Annotated in this window: 16 protein-coding genes; 12 read left to right on the forward strand and 4 right to left on the reverse strand. The window is 72.3% G+C overall.

The window, feature by feature from the left end:
* Window positions 1–22: 22 nt before the first annotated feature.
* From V6V89_RS00375 to V6V89_RS00390, 4 genes are all read left to right on the forward strand, one after another.
* Window positions 23–1,240, forward strand: a complete 1,218-nt coding sequence (locus V6V89_RS00375; protein ID WP_334616799.1) for a PP2C family protein-serine/threonine phosphatase — start codon at window positions 23–25, stop codon at window positions 1,238–1,240.
* Window positions 1,237–1,638, forward strand: coding sequence for an STAS domain-containing protein (locus V6V89_RS00380; RefSeq protein WP_334616800.1), 402 nt, complete (start codon window positions 1,237–1,239; stop codon window positions 1,636–1,638). The genes V6V89_RS00375 and V6V89_RS00380 overlap by 4 nt, the downstream gene beginning before the upstream one ends.
* Before the next feature lie 30 nt (window positions 1,639–1,668).
* Entirely contained in the window at window positions 1,669–2,493 is an 825-nt protein-coding gene (locus tag V6V89_RS00385; RefSeq protein ID WP_334616801.1) for a TIGR03619 family F420-dependent LLM class oxidoreductase, read from the forward strand.
* 84 nt (window positions 2,494–2,577) lie between these two features.
* Window positions 2,578–4,569 carry an Hsp70 family protein gene (locus V6V89_RS00390; protein WP_334616802.1) on the forward strand — a complete coding sequence of 664 codons (1,992 nt, stop codon included), beginning with the start codon at window positions 2,578–2,580 and terminating at the stop codon, window positions 4,567–4,569.
* 147 nt (window positions 4,570–4,716) lie between these two features.
* Here the strand turns inward: V6V89_RS00390 and V6V89_RS00395 are convergent, their stop codons facing one another.
* Window positions 4,717–6,987, reverse strand: a complete 2,271-nt coding sequence (locus V6V89_RS00395; RefSeq protein ID WP_334616803.1) for an autotransporter-associated beta strand repeat-containing protein — start codon at window positions 6,985–6,987, stop codon at window positions 4,717–4,719.
* A gap of 89 nt (window positions 6,988–7,076) precedes the next feature.
* Between V6V89_RS00395 and V6V89_RS00400 the strand changes: the two genes are divergently transcribed.
* On the forward strand, window positions 7,077–7,625 hold the full coding sequence (locus V6V89_RS00400) for a GNAT family N-acetyltransferase (RefSeq protein WP_334616804.1): 549 nt from the start codon (window positions 7,077–7,079) through the stop codon (window positions 7,623–7,625).
* 233 nt (window positions 7,626–7,858) lie between these two features.
* Window positions 7,859–8,026 carry a hypothetical protein gene (locus V6V89_RS00405; RefSeq protein WP_334616805.1) on the forward strand — a complete coding sequence of 56 codons (168 nt, stop codon included), beginning with the start codon at window positions 7,859–7,861 and terminating at the stop codon, window positions 8,024–8,026.
* A gap of 352 nt (window positions 8,027–8,378) precedes the next feature.
* On the opposite strand, the gene V6V89_RS00410 is transcribed toward V6V89_RS00405, so the two are convergent.
* Window positions 8,379–8,561, reverse strand: a complete 183-nt coding sequence (locus tag V6V89_RS00410) for a hypothetical protein (RefSeq protein ID WP_334617205.1) — start codon at window positions 8,559–8,561, stop codon at window positions 8,379–8,381.
* Between V6V89_RS00410 and V6V89_RS00415 the strand changes: the two genes are divergently transcribed.
* Window positions 8,560–9,951: an ice-binding family protein gene (locus V6V89_RS00415; RefSeq protein ID WP_334617198.1), complete on the forward strand. Its 1,392-nt coding sequence runs from the start codon at window positions 8,560–8,562 to the stop codon at window positions 9,949–9,951. The two genes, V6V89_RS00410 and V6V89_RS00415, sit on opposite strands and share 2 nt — an antisense overlap.
* A gap of 308 nt (window positions 9,952–10,259) precedes the next feature.
* Here the strand turns inward: V6V89_RS00415 and V6V89_RS00420 are convergent, their stop codons facing one another.
* Window positions 10,260–12,140, reverse strand: a complete 1,881-nt coding sequence (locus V6V89_RS00420; protein WP_334616806.1) for a BTAD domain-containing putative transcriptional regulator — start codon at window positions 12,138–12,140, stop codon at window positions 10,260–10,262.
* 56 nt (window positions 12,141–12,196) lie between these two features.
* On the opposite strand from V6V89_RS00420, the gene V6V89_RS00425 reads away from it, so the two are divergent.
* On the forward strand, window positions 12,197–13,060 hold the full coding sequence (locus V6V89_RS00425) for an alpha/beta fold hydrolase (protein ID WP_334616807.1): 864 nt from the start codon (window positions 12,197–12,199) through the stop codon (window positions 13,058–13,060).
* A gap of 29 nt (window positions 13,061–13,089) precedes the next feature.
* Here the strand turns inward: V6V89_RS00425 and V6V89_RS00430 are convergent, their stop codons facing one another.
* Window positions 13,090–13,227, reverse strand: a complete 138-nt coding sequence (locus tag V6V89_RS00430) for a hypothetical protein (protein WP_334616808.1) — start codon at window positions 13,225–13,227, stop codon at window positions 13,090–13,092.
* A gap of 28 nt (window positions 13,228–13,255) precedes the next feature.
* Here V6V89_RS00430 and V6V89_RS00435 point away from each other — a divergent pair, with 28 nt between their 5' ends.
* From V6V89_RS00435 to V6V89_RS00450, 4 genes are read left to right on the forward strand one after another with little or no spacing between them, the layout of a single operon-like run.
* The gene (locus V6V89_RS00435; RefSeq protein WP_334616809.1) at window positions 13,256–13,675 is read left to right on the forward strand and encodes a TOBE domain-containing protein; all 420 of its coding nucleotides are present in this window, start codon (window positions 13,256–13,258) and stop codon (window positions 13,673–13,675) included.
* Complete coding sequence (gene modA, locus V6V89_RS00440; protein ID WP_442935048.1) at window positions 13,672–14,418, forward strand: molybdate ABC transporter substrate-binding protein; 747 nt, start codon at window positions 13,672–13,674, stop codon at window positions 14,416–14,418. Before V6V89_RS00435 ends, modA begins: the two co-directional genes overlap by 4 nt.
* Window positions 14,418–15,212, forward strand: coding sequence for an ABC transporter permease (locus V6V89_RS00445; RefSeq protein WP_334616810.1), 795 nt, complete (start codon window positions 14,418–14,420; stop codon window positions 15,210–15,212). Before modA ends, V6V89_RS00445 begins: the two co-directional genes overlap by 1 nt.
* Window positions 15,209–16,246, forward strand: coding sequence for an ABC transporter ATP-binding protein (locus V6V89_RS00450; protein WP_334616811.1), 1,038 nt, complete (start codon window positions 15,209–15,211; stop codon window positions 16,244–16,246). The genes V6V89_RS00445 and V6V89_RS00450 overlap by 4 nt, the downstream gene beginning before the upstream one ends.
* Window positions 16,247–16,262 lie beyond the last annotated feature (16 nt).

A 16,262-nucleotide genomic window follows, 5' to 3' on the forward strand; every position in this document is an offset into this window, starting at 1 on the left:
GGCGATCGGAGGTGGCCATGTCATGAGGTGGGACGTGGAAGCCGGCGCTACCTGGCACGCGGTGATCGTGGACCTGCTGGCCCGGTTGGACTACGCGCTGGGTGACGAGCTTCCCGACGAGATCAACAAGGCCGTCCAGCCGCTTGGCCTGGATGTCACGGTGTACCTGGTCGACCACGAGCAGCAGCGCTTGTGGCCGCTGCCCCGGCAGGGAAAGCCGCCCCCGTCACCGCTGTCGGTCGACGGCTCGATGGCAGGTCGGGCGTTCACCTCGGTCCGCACTCACGTACCGGACCGCGACGCGGTCCCGTACCGGCTGTGGGTGCCGCTGATCGACGGCGCGGAGCGGCTCGGCGTAGCCGAGGTGCTCGTCGATCCGCCGCCGGCGGATCCCACCCGGTTCCAGCGGTGGTGCGAGTCCCTGGTGGGGCTGCTGGGGCACCTGGTGGCGGTGAAGATGCCGTACGGCGACTCTCTGCAGCGGGTCCGGCGCACGCGCGCGATGTCGGCGGCCAGCGAACTGCTCACGCAACTGCTGCCGCCCCTGACGTTCAGCTCGCATCGCCTGTCGATCAGCGCGGTGCTCGAACCCTGCTACGACGTCGGCGGCGACGCGTACGACTACGCCGTGGACGGCCCCACGGCCCGGACCATGGTGCTCGACGCGATGGGCCATGGCCTGCGGGCCGGCCTCACCTGCGCTACGGCGCTGGCCGCCCTACGGGCCGCCCGGCGCGACGACCACGGCCTCTACGCCATGGCCCGCGCCGCGGACGTCGCCCTGACCGAGCAGTTTCCCGACCTGCGGTTCGTCACCGGCGTGCTGACCGAGCTCAACATGGACAGCGGGATGCTGCGGTACATCAACGCCGGGCACCCGCTGCCGCTGCTGATGCGGGGCACGAAGGCGGTGCGGGAGCTGCCCGGCGGGCGCCGGCTGCCCATGGGCATCGAGGACAGCAGGATCGTGGTGGGCGAGGAGGTCCTCGAACCCGGTGACCGGCTCCTGCTCTACACCGACGGGGTCGTCGAGGCGTACGACCGCAGTGGCGAACGGTTCGGCGTGGAACGCCTGGTCGACCTGGCCGAGCGGTGCGCCGCCGCCGGCCTGCCCGGCCCCGAGACGCTGCGCCGCCTCGCGCACACCGTGGTGGCCCATCAAGACGGTCCGCCCACGGACGACGCGACGCTGCTGCTCCTGGAATGGTCACCACAAGCCGCTGAACGGACGCAGCCATGAACGAGCACATTCCTGTACCCGGCCGGCGTCGCGAACCCACCGGTGGCCCGCATGGCGAGTTGGGGCTCGCCGTGGACGTCGACGAACGCGAGGGCCACGTACTGGTCAGGGTCCGCGGCGTCATCGACTTCTGGAGCGCCGGCCCGCTTCAGGAGCAGGTCAACACCTCTCTGAGAGGGCGCCGGCCGCACCTGGTGTTCGACCTGCGCGAGGTCACGTTCATCGATTCGACCGGGTTGGGGTTGCTGGTGTCGGTGCACCGGCGGGCGGAGGCCGGCGGCGGATGGCTGCACATCGCCCGTCCGAGCCCGCTGGTACTTCGCCTGCTGGAGGCAACCAACCTGGATCACCTCTTCCACCTGTACGCCGACGTGGACGCGGCCGCCGCGGACTCGTGATCGCCGCCCGCGGTGGGGTACAACGGGGGCATGGAGTTCGGAGTCGGGTACTTCCCCACCTATGACGGCATGCGACCCGGCGAGGTCGCCCGGCTGGCCGAGGAGCGCGGCCACAGCGCCATCTACTTCGCCGAGCACACGCACATCCCAGCCACGGAGACGGATCGGGCGCCCGGCAAGCCGCTGCCGGCCAAGTACTGGCGGACCTACGACCTCTTCGTCGCTCTCACCGCGGCCGCCGCCGCGACCAACCACCTGCGCGTGGCCAGCGGCATCTGCCTGGTCATCGAGCGTGACCCCATCATCACCGCAAAGGAGGTCGCCAGCGTCGACCACCTGTCCGGTGGGCGGCTGGAGTTCGGCGTGGGCGCCGGTTGGAACCGCACCGAGATGCGCAACCACGGCACCGACCCTCGCGTGCGCATGGCCGTGCTGCGCGAGCGGGTCGAGGCCATGAAGGAGATCTGGACGCACGACGAGGCCAGCTACTCGGGAAAGTACGTCTCCTTCGACCGGATCATGTCGTGGCCCAAGCCCGCGCAGCGTCCGCACCCGCCGGTGCTCGTCGGCGGCGCCGGGCCCACGGTGCTCGACCGCGTGCTCGCCTTCGGCGACGCGTGGTTTCCCAACTACCACGCCGAAATCTACGACCGGGTCGCGGAGCTGCGGGCCCGCGCGGATCGGGCCATCGATGTACAGGTGATGAGCGTCCCCGCGGACCCGAAGGTGTTCGAACGCCTGCGCGCGGCCGGCGTCAAGCGCGTCTCGCAGTGGCTGCCGTCCGGGCCGCGCTGGCGCGTGGAGCGCGCCATGGACACGTGGGAGGCGGCGATCACCGACTACAACCCGGAATGACGCGACTGCGCACCGCTTTTCCTTGCGGCACAGGGCATCCGGCCCGGCCGACCGTGGTGCACCATCGACGCTAGACTCCCCCAAATGTCGTCAGGCTTCGAGCTCGCGGTGGACTTCGGCACGTCGAATACGGCCGCGGTGCTGCGGGGGTCCGACGGCCGGATCCGTTCCGTGCTGCACGACGGATCGCCCGTGCTGCCGTCCGCTGTCTGCCTGGAGCCGTCTGGCCGCCTGCTGGTGGGCAAGGACGCGCTCGCCGCCGCCCACATGTACCCGGGCGCGGCCGAGCCGCACCCGAAGCGCTGCGTCGACGACGGCGTGATCCTGCTCGGCGGCCACAGCGTCCCCGTCGACGCGGCGATCGGGGCAGTCCTGAGCCACGTCGCGGCGCAGGCCCGGCGCACCGGCGAGCTTTCGCGCGTGGTGCTGACGTACCCGGCGGCGTGGGGCCCGCGGCGCAAGGCGGTACTGGCCGCCGCCGCGGCCCGAGCCGGCTTGCCCGCCCCCGTCCTCGTACCGGAACCGCTCGCGGCCGCCGCGCGCTTCGTCCACTCCGGAGCGAGCCAGCTCCCTGTCGGCTCCTGCCTTCTCGTGTACGACTTCGGCGCGGGAACGTTCGACGCGTCGGTGGTACGCCGTACGGCCAACGGGTTCGACGTGCTCGGCTCGGCGGGCCTGCCGGACGCGGGCGGGCTCGACGTCGACGCGGCGGTGGTGGCCAACCTCGGCGCGACGTACGCCAACCGCGACCCTCGGCTGTGGCAACGCCTCGCGGCACCGGGCGACGCCGCCGACCAGCGTGCCCGCCGCCAGCTGTGGGACGAGGTCCGCCTCGCCAAGGAGTCGCTGTCACGCGCCAGCTCGGCGGTGGTGCACGTGCCGGGCATCGAGGTCGACGCGCCGATCGGGCGCGAGCAGCTGGACCGCCTCGCGATGCCGGTACTGGAACGCACTGTGACGTCGGCGCGCGCCACCATGCTCGACGCGGGCCTGACGGCCGGCCAGCTCGGCGGGGTGCTCCTGGTCGGCGGTTCGAGCCGGATACCGCTGGTGGCGACGCTGCTGCACCGGGCGTTCGGCGTCCCGCCGACGGTGTTCGAGCAGCCCGAACTGGTGGTGGCGGAGGGTGCGCTGACCGCCGCCGACGCGGTACGCGCGATGCCACCCGCTGCCCCCGGCCCCTCCGAAGAGCCCACCGGGGTCCTGACACCGGCGGCGGTGCCACAACCGGGCCCTACCGCCGTGGCTGCGGGATCGCCGGACGCGGCAGCCGCCCCCGCCGCGCCTTCCCAGGGTGCGCGCCGGCGCCTGATGACCAGTGCCCCGGTCCTGGTCGCGGCGGCGGTCGTCCTGGTGTTGGCGCTGGGCGGCGTGGCCGCCAAGGTCATCGGAATCGGCGACGGAGGCGACGACGACGGCTCCCGCATCGGGAGCGGGCCGGGCGGCGGCCAGTGGGCCGGTGCCGGCGGTGTGGTGTCCGGCTCCCCGGTTCCTGGCGCGAACGGCAGCGGCGGGGCCCCGTCTGCGGCGGCCAGCGGCACCGCGAAGCCCAGGACCACCGCCAGCGCGTCCACCGGAGGCGGCTCCAGCACCGGGGGCGGCTCCACGGGCGGCGGCACCTCCACGCAGACCTCCGCGCCGGCCAGCGGGGAGGACACCAAGGCTTCGACCATGAAGTGCACGTCGTACCGGAAGATCACCCTCACCCGGGTCGCGGGATCGGGAGGCACGACTCCGGCCTTCGAGATCCGCGCCTGCATCTGGAAGACCAACTCCCAGGTGACCTTCAACTACGACTACCGCATGGACGCGGCCAGGAAGACGGGATACACCTTCTACCCGCTCGGCATGTACAAGTGCGACGCCGGCCTGCTCAGCAACCTCGGCCAGCGCTCCGGCAGCTCGACGACGCCCTACGACGACGGCGAGATCACCGGCGGCAGCGTCAAGCGTGGCCAGGCGGCCAGCTATCACGGCCAGGGCGACTTCAAGGTGTCGGTCACCGACGACAACGGCAACGAATGGTCCACCAACGGCAGCGCCGTCACCATCCGCACGGTTTGCCTCAACGAGTAACCGGGTACAGGGCGAGGACCGCGCGCACGAGCCTGCTCCGGGTCGTGGGCATCAGCCGACCGCCAGCCGGCGCAGCCCCTCCGACAGTCCAGACATCGACCCTCCACTACTACGTTGCGCGTAGCAACGCAGAACGTAGTAGTGAGGTCAACCCGTGGGCCTTGTCGCGCGGCGGCGGAGGAAGAGCAGGACGGCCGCCGCGGCCACCAGCGCGAGGCCGAGCCCGAGGAGTAGTACACCGATCAGCGTCACGGCGCCACCCGACTCGAGCGCCGCCGCTTCGCGGGAGACGCCCTGCGGTGCGGTGAGCACGACGTCGTTGCCGTCGCCGCCGCGGTACGTCAGCGTCATCGCAGCGCCACCCACGTGGACCATCGCGCCTTCGGCGAGGCCGTCGAACGCACCGTCGACCGGCTCCTCGCCCGTGTTGTCGACGACCGTGACCGCCTCGCGGGCGCCGGCCGGCGGGGTGAAAGCGCCCGCCAGGACGACCTTGCCGCGCACCCGCAGCTGCCCCGCCAGCACACCGCTCGCTGACTGGGCGTAATCGCCGTCGACGGCCAGCGGCGTGCCGTCGTCGCAGCCAGCGGCGACCGTCGCCGCGCTGGTCAGCTGGCCGACGGTGCCGCAGCCGGCGAGCGTGGCACCGCGCTCGACGCGCACCGGTGCCTTGACCACGGCCTTCGGATCGCCGAGCCGCAGCGTGCCGGCGCGGACCGTCCACACGCCGCCGGTCGCGCTCGCGCCGGTCAAGGTGAGCGTGCCGGTGCCGGCCTTGGTCACGCTCCCGCCGCCGGTGACCGCGCCGCCGTACGCGGTGGAGCGGGCCGAGCCGGCGGTCAGCGCCTTGCCGACGCGCACGGTGCTGCCGGCCACGCCCGCGAGATCCTGGACGGTCTGGGCGCCGGCGCGCGACAGGTCGAGGGTGGCACCGCTCCTGGTGAGCTCGACGCCCCGGCTCGCCGCGAGCGTGCCGGCGGCCAGCACGAGGGTGCCGCTGGCAACGGTGGTGGCGCCGGTGTACGTGGTCTGGCCGGTCAGCGTCGTGGTGGCGACGCCCGCCTGGGTGAGCGATCCGCTGCCGCTGATCCGGGACAGTGAGACGGCGGTGCGGGTGTTCTGGACAACGAGGGCGCCGTCGTTGACGACCTTGTACCGCGAAGAGATGAGCAGGCTTCCGTCACCGCCGGCCTTACCCGTGCCCAGCCGCAGCGACGCGCCCTTGCCGATCGTGGTGCTGCCGTCGTAGTTCTGCGGCGCCGCGAACGTCACCGCGTTGCCCTTCGTACCCGCGATGACCACATCGCCGCCGCCGGGCTCCTTCAGCGTGTCGTGGTAGCGGCCGCCGGAGATGGGCGCGCCGAGCGTCACCGGTCCGTTGTAGTCGAACGTCAACCGCCCGCGCACACCGCGGTGGGTGTGCAGGTTGATGTATACGGTCTTGCTGTTGCCGGGCAGGAAGAAGCGGTTGTGCGTGCCGTCGCCCCACTGCACGTTCGAGCCTTCGATGTTGACGCCACGCTTGTTGTCGTTGTGCGGCACGGTCTCGTAATTGAGTGAGGGGTCACTTAGCGACGGGTCACTGTCCGGCCCAGTGTCGGCCCAGCTGTAGACGCCGCTCATCACCACCAGCGCGCGCTTGGAGAGCGGGAAGTTGAAGTTGATGTCGTTGCCGTACTGGCGAGAGTAGAAGTCCTGGGTGATCACATGCCGGTGGCCGGTGGGCGAGCCAACGATGGCCGAGCCCTGGTTGACGATCTTGCGGACGCTGGGCAGCCGCAGCGTGTAGTACGGCGAGCCAAGGTCGACGCCCGTGCCGTTGTAGATGACGCCCGCGAACGGCTGCGCACCCGCCAGCGTGAGGCCGTCCCAGGTGAACCTGCGCTGGATGACGAAGCCCGACCCGCTGAGGATGCCCAGGTTCACCTTGCGGTGGGCGGCGATGTCGAGGGTACCGTCGACCCGGATGTTGAGGCCGTTGAGCTGAAACCCTGGCGTGCTGTACGGGTAGTGGCCGATCACACCGGCCGCACCGGTCCCTGGTCCATATTGGAGCTTGGCGCCGCGCTTGACGACGACCGCTGGCGGGTCGGGGTCGCTGATCGTGGTGACCGCGTAGCTGTCCCCGCTCCGGCCAGTGACGACCCGCTGCCGCTGGCGCGCCTTGGGCAGCGTGAAGTCGCTGTCCTTGGTGAGCACGAGCCGGCCCGAGCCCGCGATCGTGAGGGTGCCCTCGCCACTGATCGCACCGGTGTACGTGGTGGTGCCGGCGGGCAGCGTGACAACGGCGTCGCCGGTGAGCGTGACGTCGCGGTTCGCGCGGATGGCGCCGGTGACGTCGTTGGCGGCGCTCGCGGGCGCCGCCGGCGCCAGGGTCAGGACCACGACGCCCGCCGCCACCCACCGCGATACGTTCAACTCACCCCTCCAGCCCTAGCGAGATGCCGTACCGGAGGCCCCGTGGCAGGCATGGAAATAACGAAAACCTGGCCTGTACCGTCGGCGGCGTGACAGCACCCAAGATCACCGTCGCCAGCGTCACAGATCGTGACACCGTCGTCGACTCGCTGGTCGCCGCGTTCGTCAAGGACCCGGTCCTGCGGTACCTGTTCCCGGACGAAAACACCTACCCGCGGTACGCGGCCGCCTTCTTCTGGCACCTCTTCGACAAGCGGGTGCACAAGCAGTCCATCTGGACGATCGAGCGCGGCGCGTCCGTCGCGATCTGGCAGCCGCCGGGAGCATCGGAAGGCGGGAAGCCGCCGCTGCTTGAGGACGAGCAGGCCCGTGTCGACGCTTACGACGAGGCACTGCATGCCGCGCTGCCCACCACGCCGTTCTGGTACCTCGGCGTGCTCGGCACGCATCCCGACCACGCCGGCCGCGGCTGGGGCCGGATGGTCATGGCGGAAGGGCTGCGCCGCGCCGCGGCGGACGGGCTGCCCGCGATCCTGGAGACCAGCAACCCCGGCAACGTCGAGTTCTACCGCCGAGCCGGCTGGAACCTCATCAGCACCGTCGAGTCGCCGCTCCCCATCTGGATCATGCAGCAATAGGGCTATCCTTGCGTTACAGCCGCCGCGGAGGTTGTCATGCTCATACTCTTCATTGTGTTGATGGTCCTGTGGCTCATCTTGACGATCGTCGGGTTCGCCATCGAAGGCCTGTTGTGGCTCGGCATCGTCGGGATCGTTCTCCTCGTTGGAACCGCCGCGATCGGGGCGGTTCGGCGTAGGGCGCTACACCGCTAGACCCTGTCCAGTCGATCATTGCCCGCCGCAGGCCGGCAATGATCGGCAGGACAAGCGCCGAGCCGCAGCTCAACGCCGCTGGACTGGCCAGCGAGCACGTCGCCGGGGCGCACCCCGCTCCGGTGGAGCGCCGTGTCGGCGCGACCTCAGCACCCCCGACCCGAGGGCTGCGACGCAGCCGGCCGAGCAGGATGGCTGCCGCCTGAACGACGCTCGGGCGCCGCCGCGGCTGCGACATGAGCGCCCCCCGCCTGTCGCCACGTGGCTCGCCCCTCTCGCGGCCGGCCACCCCCTCCCGGAAGCGCGACCTCCGCGAACGATCGCGCAAGGCCGGGCCTCGGTCACGTATCCCCAGCGAACCACACCTGAGCGGGCTGCGGGATCAGCCGAATTCGGCAAGTTGATCCGGTTGGCCCGCTTACATGCTTACGATGCGTAATGCTGCTATCACCACCGGTATGCGCGATCTATGCGGTTCGGGCAGGGTGCGGCTGGTGAGGCACATGCGGTAGGTGCACCTTACGGGAGGGGTTGTTCTGTGCCTGTTATAGCCACTCATCACGTTCGAGGTGTGCTCCCCTCGGTGCTGGCAGGCCTCGCGGCCGCCGCGGTGGCGGCCGCGTTGCTCGTCTTCAACCCGGCCGGCGCCCGCGCCGCGCCAGCGCCGGTCGGTCTGGGCACAGCCGCGAACTTCTCCGTATTGGCCGGCTCCACCGTCACCAACACCGGCGCCACCTTCATGTCCCAGAGCCTCGGCGTTCATCCCGGGAACACGGCGGAGGGCTTTCCGCCGGGACTGGTCGGCGGCGCGATCCATCTCGCTGACGCGGTTGCCTTACAGGCCAAAAGCGACCTGACCACCGCCTACAACGACGCCGCCGGGCGGACCCCGTTCACCATCCTTCCCGCCGAGCTCGGCGGCAATACCGTCATTCCTGGCGTCTACCGGATTTCGGCCGCGCAGCTGACCGGGCAGTTGACGCTCGACGCCCAGGGCGACCCGCAGGCCGTGTTCATCTTCCAGATGGACTCCACGCTGATCACCGCGTCGAACAGCAGCGTCATCCTCGTCAACGGCGCCTCGCCGTGCAACGTGTACTGGAAGGTCGGTAGCTCGGCCACGCTCGGCACCGGCACCATCTTCGTCGGCAACATCCTGGCGCAGGCGTCGATCACAATGAACACGGGTGCGACCCTGCAGGGCCGCGCGTTGGCGCAAACCGCCGCCGTCACCCTCGACACCAACACCATCACCTCATCCGTGTGCGTCACACCGACACCAACGGCCAGCCCGACGGATTCGCCCACGGCGAGCCCAACGGCCAGTCCAACGGCCAGCCCGACGGCCAGCCCGACGGCCAGCCCGACGGCCAGTCCAACGGTCTCGCCCACGGCCAGCCCAACGGTTTCACCCACCGTGAGTCCCACGGCCAGCCCAACGGTTTCACCCACCGTGAGTCCCACGGCCAGCCCAACGGTCTCGCCCACGGTAAGTCCCACGGCCAGCCCGACCGTTTCACCCACGGCCAGCCCAACGGTCTCGCCCACAGTGAGCCCCACGGCCAGCCCGACCGTCTCGCCCACAGTGAGCCCCACGGCCAGCCCGACCGTCTCGCCCACAATGAGCCCCACGGCCAGCCCGACCGTCTCGCCCACAATGAGCCCCACGGCCAGCCCGACCGTCTGGCCCACAATGAAACCGACCGTCTGGCCCACAGTGAAACCGACCGTCTGGCCCACGGTGAAACCGACCGCCAGCCCGACCGTCTCACCCACCGTGAAACCGACCGCCAGCCCGACCGTCTCACCCACCGTGAAACCGACCGCCAGCCCGACCGTCTCACCCACCGTGAAACCGACCGCCAGCCCGACCGTCTCACCCACCGTGAAACCGACCGCCAGCCCAACGGTCTCGCCCACGGCCAGTCCAACCGTGATCCCGACGGTCGCGCCTACCGACACCCCGCCGGGAGGACCGACTGTTCGTCCGCCGGGCGGGCCGGACCGGCCCGGAGGCCTGCCGACAACCGGCAGCGGCCTGGTCCCGATCCTGATGGGCACAGGAATAGGCTTGATCGTCCTGGGTGCGATCATCCTCATCCTGTACCGCCGCCGCCTTCGCGAATCCTGATCAACGGCCCGGCCGGCGACATGCCGGCCGGGCCCTCAAGATCCGCTCCAGGTAGGCGCAACGACTCCGCTGGGCCTATCTGGGGTACCACGGCTGTCTGCCCCGCCGCGGAACCGCCCAAGGGACGGCTGCGCGCCGCGAGAGGGACAGCGGACCTGTCGAGGACGAGGACACACACGCGCCGGGCGGCGCCGCCTTCAGCGGTCGCGCCGCCCGGCGCGCCCATCTGTTCACGCGGCCCGATCGCCGCGCCGGTTCAAGCGCAGCAGCCGGGTCGGGGAACGGGACGCGCGTGCTTGACGAGCCCGTCAGGGCGTCAGGGCGGCGAGGTGGCGGGCCACCGGGCCGAGGGTGAGCATGCCGCTGCCGGCGCCCGCCAGCTCGGCCGCGGCGGGTGCCAGCGCGGCGCGGGCGCGGGCGGCCAGCTTCCGGTCGCCGAGCGCGAGGGCGGCGCGGCCGGTCAGGCACCACAGGGCCTCGAAGAGCAGGTCGTGCGGCGGTTCGGGGATGCGGCGCAGAGCGGCGGCGGCCTTCGATGGGTGGTCGCGCGTCAGCAGTACCCAGGGAAGAGCCCACGGCGCGTAAGGGCCCCACTCGGCGTCCGGATCGGCGGCGGCCGGCTCGTCCCGGTCCACGCGCAGGCACAGCAGCGCGAGCGGCAGCAGGCCGCGCTCGACGCCCGGCATGCCTGCGCCGTCGAGCGTGGCCGCCGCGTCGCGGTAGGCCGCCTCGGCGGCCGGCAGCGGCGCGCCGGTCGCGGCCAGCCGCAGCGCGCGGTACCAGGTCGTGAAGACGCCGGCCAGCGGGCGCTCGTGCCGCGCGGCGAGCTCGTCGGCGGCGTCGGCGTGCCCGTCGGCGCCCGCGAAGTCGGCGAGTGCGCTACGCGCCTGGAGGCGGACGAGGTGGCCGAGGATCTCGCACGTCGGCAGTCCATGCTTTGTGGACAGTGCGATGAGCTCGCTGCCGATCGCGTCGCGGGTGGGTGCGAGGCCGGCCCGGTGGCACGACTGCATGAAGAGCCCGTTGAGCGCGAACGCGACCAGCGCCGGGTCGCCGAGCCGGCGCGCGATCCGTTCGGCTTCGCGGGCCGCCTCGGGGCCGCGCGGCGCGCGGGTGCCCCGGGACTCCAGCGCGATCGTGGCGAGTAGCCGCGCGCGTGCGGCGTCGTGAACGCCGGCGGCGAGCGCCCGCTCGGCGGCCGCCACGACCCGTGCCGCCTGCTCGGGGTCGTCGGCGCGGGTCCAGATCGCCGGCACGTCGTACCCGCCGATCACCCGCGCGGTCAGCTCCGGGTCGCCGGAGCGCTCGGCCGCCGCGATGGTCGCGTAGCGCTGCTCGCGCGCCGCCACCAGCCCTCCGCCGCCGGCCACCGCGAGGCCGCGCAGCAGGTCGACGGTCGTCTCCAGCCGGTCCGCGGGCGCCACCGCCCGCTCGTACGCCGCCGCGGCCTCCGCCCACACCCGGTCGGCCGCGCCGGCGTCGGCCTGGCGCAGGATGTCGGTCTCCAGCCGGCGCAGCCCTGGGCCCGGATCGACGCCCAGGTGGTCGCGGAGCAGCCCGCGCGCGCGGCGTAACACCGCCAGCGCGTCGCCCTGGCGGTCGGTCAGATACAGGGCCAGGGCCAGCAGCCGCCAGGCCTCCTCGCGCCACGGATGCTCGGTCGCGTGCGCATCCAGATCGGGTACCGCGTCCGCGGCCCGACCGAGCGACAGCAGCGTGTCGGCGCGCCGCTCGACCGCGCCCAGCCTCAGCTCCTCCAGCCGTACACGCTCCGCCCGTGCCCACGGCTCATCGGCGACGTCTGCGTACGCGGGCCCACGCCACCAGCCGAGCGCCTCGTCGAGCCGGTCGAGCGGCGGCGTGCCGCTGACCGCCCGCTCAAACCGCTCGGCGTCCGTCCGGCCTCTGATCGCGTATCCGGGCCCTTCCGTGACCAGCACGGTGGGGGGCATGCGGGGTGGCCGGTCGGGCTCCAGCGCCCGCCGCAGGGCCGCCACGAACGTGCGCAGCGCGCTCACAGCGCCCGGCGGCGGCTCGTCCCACAGGTCGTCGACGAGGCGGCTGACCGGCACGACCCGGCCGCGCGCGACGAGCAGGCGCGCCAGGACTGCCCGGTGCCGCGGCCCCTTGAGGTCGATCGGCGCCCCACGCTCGTCCCAGGCGACGACCGGCCCCAACACCCCGAACACCCGATCAAGGTAGCGCGCTCATTGGTTGCTCATCCGCGGACGGCAGCCTTCGTCGCATGAACATCCCCGGATTCGAGTACGAGCGCGTGGCCGTGGACACGGGCGTGGCGCTGAACGTCGCCGTCAGCGGCGCGGGCAGGCCGGTCGTGCTGCTGCACGGCTTCCCGCAGACCCACCTCATGTGGCGGCACGTCGCCGCCGACCTGGCCGCCGACCACACCGTGATCTGCGCCGACCTGCGCGGTTACGGCGCCAGCGACAAGCCGGTCGAGGGGCCGTACGACAAGCGGACGATGGCCGCCGACATCGTCGGTATGGCCCGGGCGCTCGGCCACGAGCGGTTCGCTCTCGCGGGCCACGATCGGGGCGCGCTCGTCGCGATCCGTGCCGGCCTCGACCACCCGGACGCCGTGACCCACCTGGCCGCGCTGGACGTGCTGCCCACTCTCGACATGTGGGACGTGCTGCGCGGCGCGAGCGCGGCGGTCGCCTTCCACCTGTATCTGATGGCCCAGCCGCCGGGCCTCCCCGAGCGGATGATCGCCGCCAGCGCGGACGACTTCTTCGGGCACTTCCTCGACGCCTGGACCCGCGACCCGGCCGCGATCCCGGCGAACGTGCGAGCCGAGTACCTGCGGGCGTCCCGCGAAGCCGTACCGTCCATTGTGGCCGACTACCGCGCCTCCGCCGGGATCGACGCCGCACACGACCGCGCGGACCGCGAGGCCGGGCGCACGCTCGCGATGCCGGTGACGGTCGTCCAGCAGGACTGGGGTGCGGCGCTCGGGTACGACGCGGCCGCCGTGTGGCGCGCCTGGGCGCCGGACCTCGACCACATCATCACGTCGGCGGGGCACTTCATGGCCGAAGAGGCGCCCGCGGAGGTGGTCAAGGCGCTGCGCACCCTGCTGGCCCGGTAGTGCGCCGAGCCGCCGTCCGGGCGGCCGCGTTACTCGGGCGGTAGCGCGCCGTCGACGGCCTCGGCGCCGGGCTTCACGACCGCCGTGCCCAGCGAAGCCTCTGGGCAGATGCGACCCACGACACCGTCACGCGGCAGATGATGCGAGCTGCCCACCAGGTTTCCCATCGCAGGTGCGAGAAGCTACGCTCGGGCTGTGACGCTGTTTCGGATCGGGGAGGCCGCCGAGCTGCTCGGGGTCAGCGCCGACACGGTGCGCCGCTGGGTCGACGCCGGCCGGCTCACCGCGACGCGCGACGAGCTCGGCCACCGGGTGATCGACGGCGTCGACCTCGCCGGGTTCGTCCGCTCGCAGGGCGCCGAGCCGGAAGACCGGTCGGACGCCTCGTCGGCACGCAACAGGTTGCGGGGCATCGTGACCGCGGTCGTGAAAGACACGGTGATGGCGCAGGTCGACATCCAGGCCGGCCCGTTCCGGCTGGTGTCCCTGATGAGCCGGGAGGCGGTCGACGAGCTCGACCTCCAGGTCGGGTCGGTGGCCGTAGCGGTGATCAAGTCGACGACGGTGGTGGTGGAGCGGTCGGCGGCCCCCCATCGCGTGAGGGGCGCATCGTGAGAGCAAGAGCCATCGCGGCGCTCCTCGCCGTAGCCATGCTGGGGGCCTCCGGCTGTGGTGACGACGCGGGCGCCACCGGCACGGGCGCGGTGACCGTGTTCGCGGCGGCGTCGTTGACCGAGCCGTTCACCACGATCGGCAAGGACTTCGAGGCGGCCAACCCGGGCCTGACAGTGAGGTTCAACTTCGCCGGCAGTTCCGCGCTGGCCACGCAGATCAACCAGGGTGCCCCGGCGCACGTGTTCGCCTCGGCCTCCCCGGCAAACATGAAGGCGGTCACCACCGACGGCACGCCCGAGACGTTCGTGGAGAACCAGCTCGTCATCGCCGTCCCCGAGGCAAACCCCAGCGGGGTTACCGGCCTCGCCGACCTGACCAAGCCGGGGATCAAGGTGGCGCTGTGCGCGGAGCAGGTGCCGTGCGGTGCCGCGGCGAAGAAGGCACTCGAAGCCGCCGACGTGAAGCTGACCCCGGTCACGCTGGAGCAGGACGTCAAGGCCGCACTGTCCAAAGTGAAGCTCGGGGAGGTCGACGCGGCGCTCGTGTACCGCACCGACGCCAAGGCCGCTGCGTCCGATGTGGACGGCGTCGAGTTTCCCGAGTCCGCCGGAGCCGTCAACGACTACCCGATCGCGGTGCTGAAGGACGCGCCGAACCTGACCGCCGCTCAGGCGTTCGTGGCGTACGTCCAGTCGGACAAGGGCATGGCGGTGCTCACCGCGGCCGGGTTCCAGGAGCCCTAGTGCCCGCCCGTGCCGGGCGCCGGGTGCCGGCACCCCTTCTCATCCCCGCCGGCCTGGGACTGCTGTTTCTCGTTCTGCCCCTGGCCGGGCTGCTGATCCGCGCACCGTGGGCCACGCTGCCGCAGCGGCTGACCGAGCCGGGCGTGCTCACCGCGCTGCGGCTGTCGCTGCTGACCGCCACGCTCGCCACGGTGCTGTGCCTGATCCTCGGCGTACCCCTGGCATGGCTGCTGGCCCGCGTCGAGTTCCCCGGCCGCCGGCTGGTCCGCGCCCTCGTCACCGTGCCGCTCGTGCTGCCGCCGGTGGTCGGGGGCGTGGCCCTGCTGCTGGTCTTCGGCCGCCGTGGCCTGGTCGGCGAGTGGCTCGACTCGACGTTCGGCGTCACGCTGCCGTTCACCACCACCGGCGTGGTGCTCGCCGAGGCGTTCGTGGCCATGCCGTTCCTGGTCATCGCCGTCGAGGGCGCGCTGCGCGGCGCTGACACCCGCTACGAAGAGGCCGCCGCCACGCTCGGTGCCGGCCGCTGGACGACGTTCACCCACGTCACCCTGCCCCTTGTCGCGCCCGGCGTCGCCGCCGGCGCCGTGCTGTGCTGGGCCCGCGCGCTGGGCGAGTTCGGCGCCACCATCACCTTCGCCGGCAACTTCCCCGGGCGCACCCAGACCATGCCACTGGCCGTCTATCTGGCCCTCGAAACCGACCTGCAGTCCGCGATCGTGCTCAGCCTCATCCTGCTCGCCGTCTCGGTGACCATCCTGGCCGCCCTGCGCGACAAGTGGATCACGAGCCCATGAGCCTCGACGCGCACCTGACCGTCGACCGTGGTGGCTTCCACCTCGACGTCGAGCTGACCATCGACGCCGGCGAGGTCGTCGCGCTGCTCGGCCCCAACGGCGCCGGCAAGACCACCGCCCTGCGCGCCCTCGCCGGTCTCCAACCACTGTCCGCCGGCCACATCGCCCTCGACGGGCAATCCCTGGACCGGACGCCACCGGAGCGGCGGCCGATCGGCGTCGTCTTCCAGGACTACCTGCTCTTCCCCCACCTGAGCGCGCTCGACAACGTCGCGTTCGGACCCCGCAGGCACGGCGTCGGTCGCCGGGCCGCCCGCGAGCGGGCCGCCGCCTGGCTCGACCGGGTGGGCCTTTCCGGGTACAGCGGCCGCAAGCCCCGTCAGCTGTCCGGCGGCCAGGCCCAGCGCGTCGCCCTCGCCCGTGCCCTGGCGGTCGAGCCCGCGCTGCTGCTGCTCGACGAGCCCCTGGCCGCCCTCGACGCCCGCACCCGCCTCGACACCCGCACCGAACTGCACCGCCACCTCGCCGACCACCCCGGCGCCACGCTGCTGGTCACCCACGACCCGCTCGACGCGCTCGTCCTCGCCGACCGGCTCGTCATCGTCGAAGACGGCCGCGTGGTCCAGGAAGGCGACGCGGCAACCATCACCGCCCGGCCCCGCACCGACTACGTCGCCCGCCTGGTCGGCCTCAACCTCTACCGCGGCCACGCCACCGGCCACACCGTCAAGCTCCGTGACGGGTTCACGCTCACCGCCACCGACCGCCTCGACGGCGACGCGTTCGTCGCGTTCCCGCCCTCAGCCGTCGCGCTGCACCCGCACCAACCCGACGGCAGCCCGCGCAACACCTGGCCCGCCACCATCGCCGGCATCCAGCGCCACGGCGACAACCTGCGCGTACAGCTCGACGGCCCGATCGGCGTCGCCGCCGACATCACCCCGGCCGCCGCCGCCCACCTGCACCTGGTCCCCGGCCAGACCGTGTGGGCAGCCGTCAAGGCCACCGAGACCCGCGCCTACCCCGCCGGGTGAAACCGCGCCTGGGTCT

It is taken from the genome of Micromonospora sp. CPCC 206061, assembly GCF_036906915.1.
Taxonomy (GTDB): Bacteria; Actinomycetota; Actinomycetes; order Mycobacteriales; family Micromonosporaceae; genus Phytohabitans.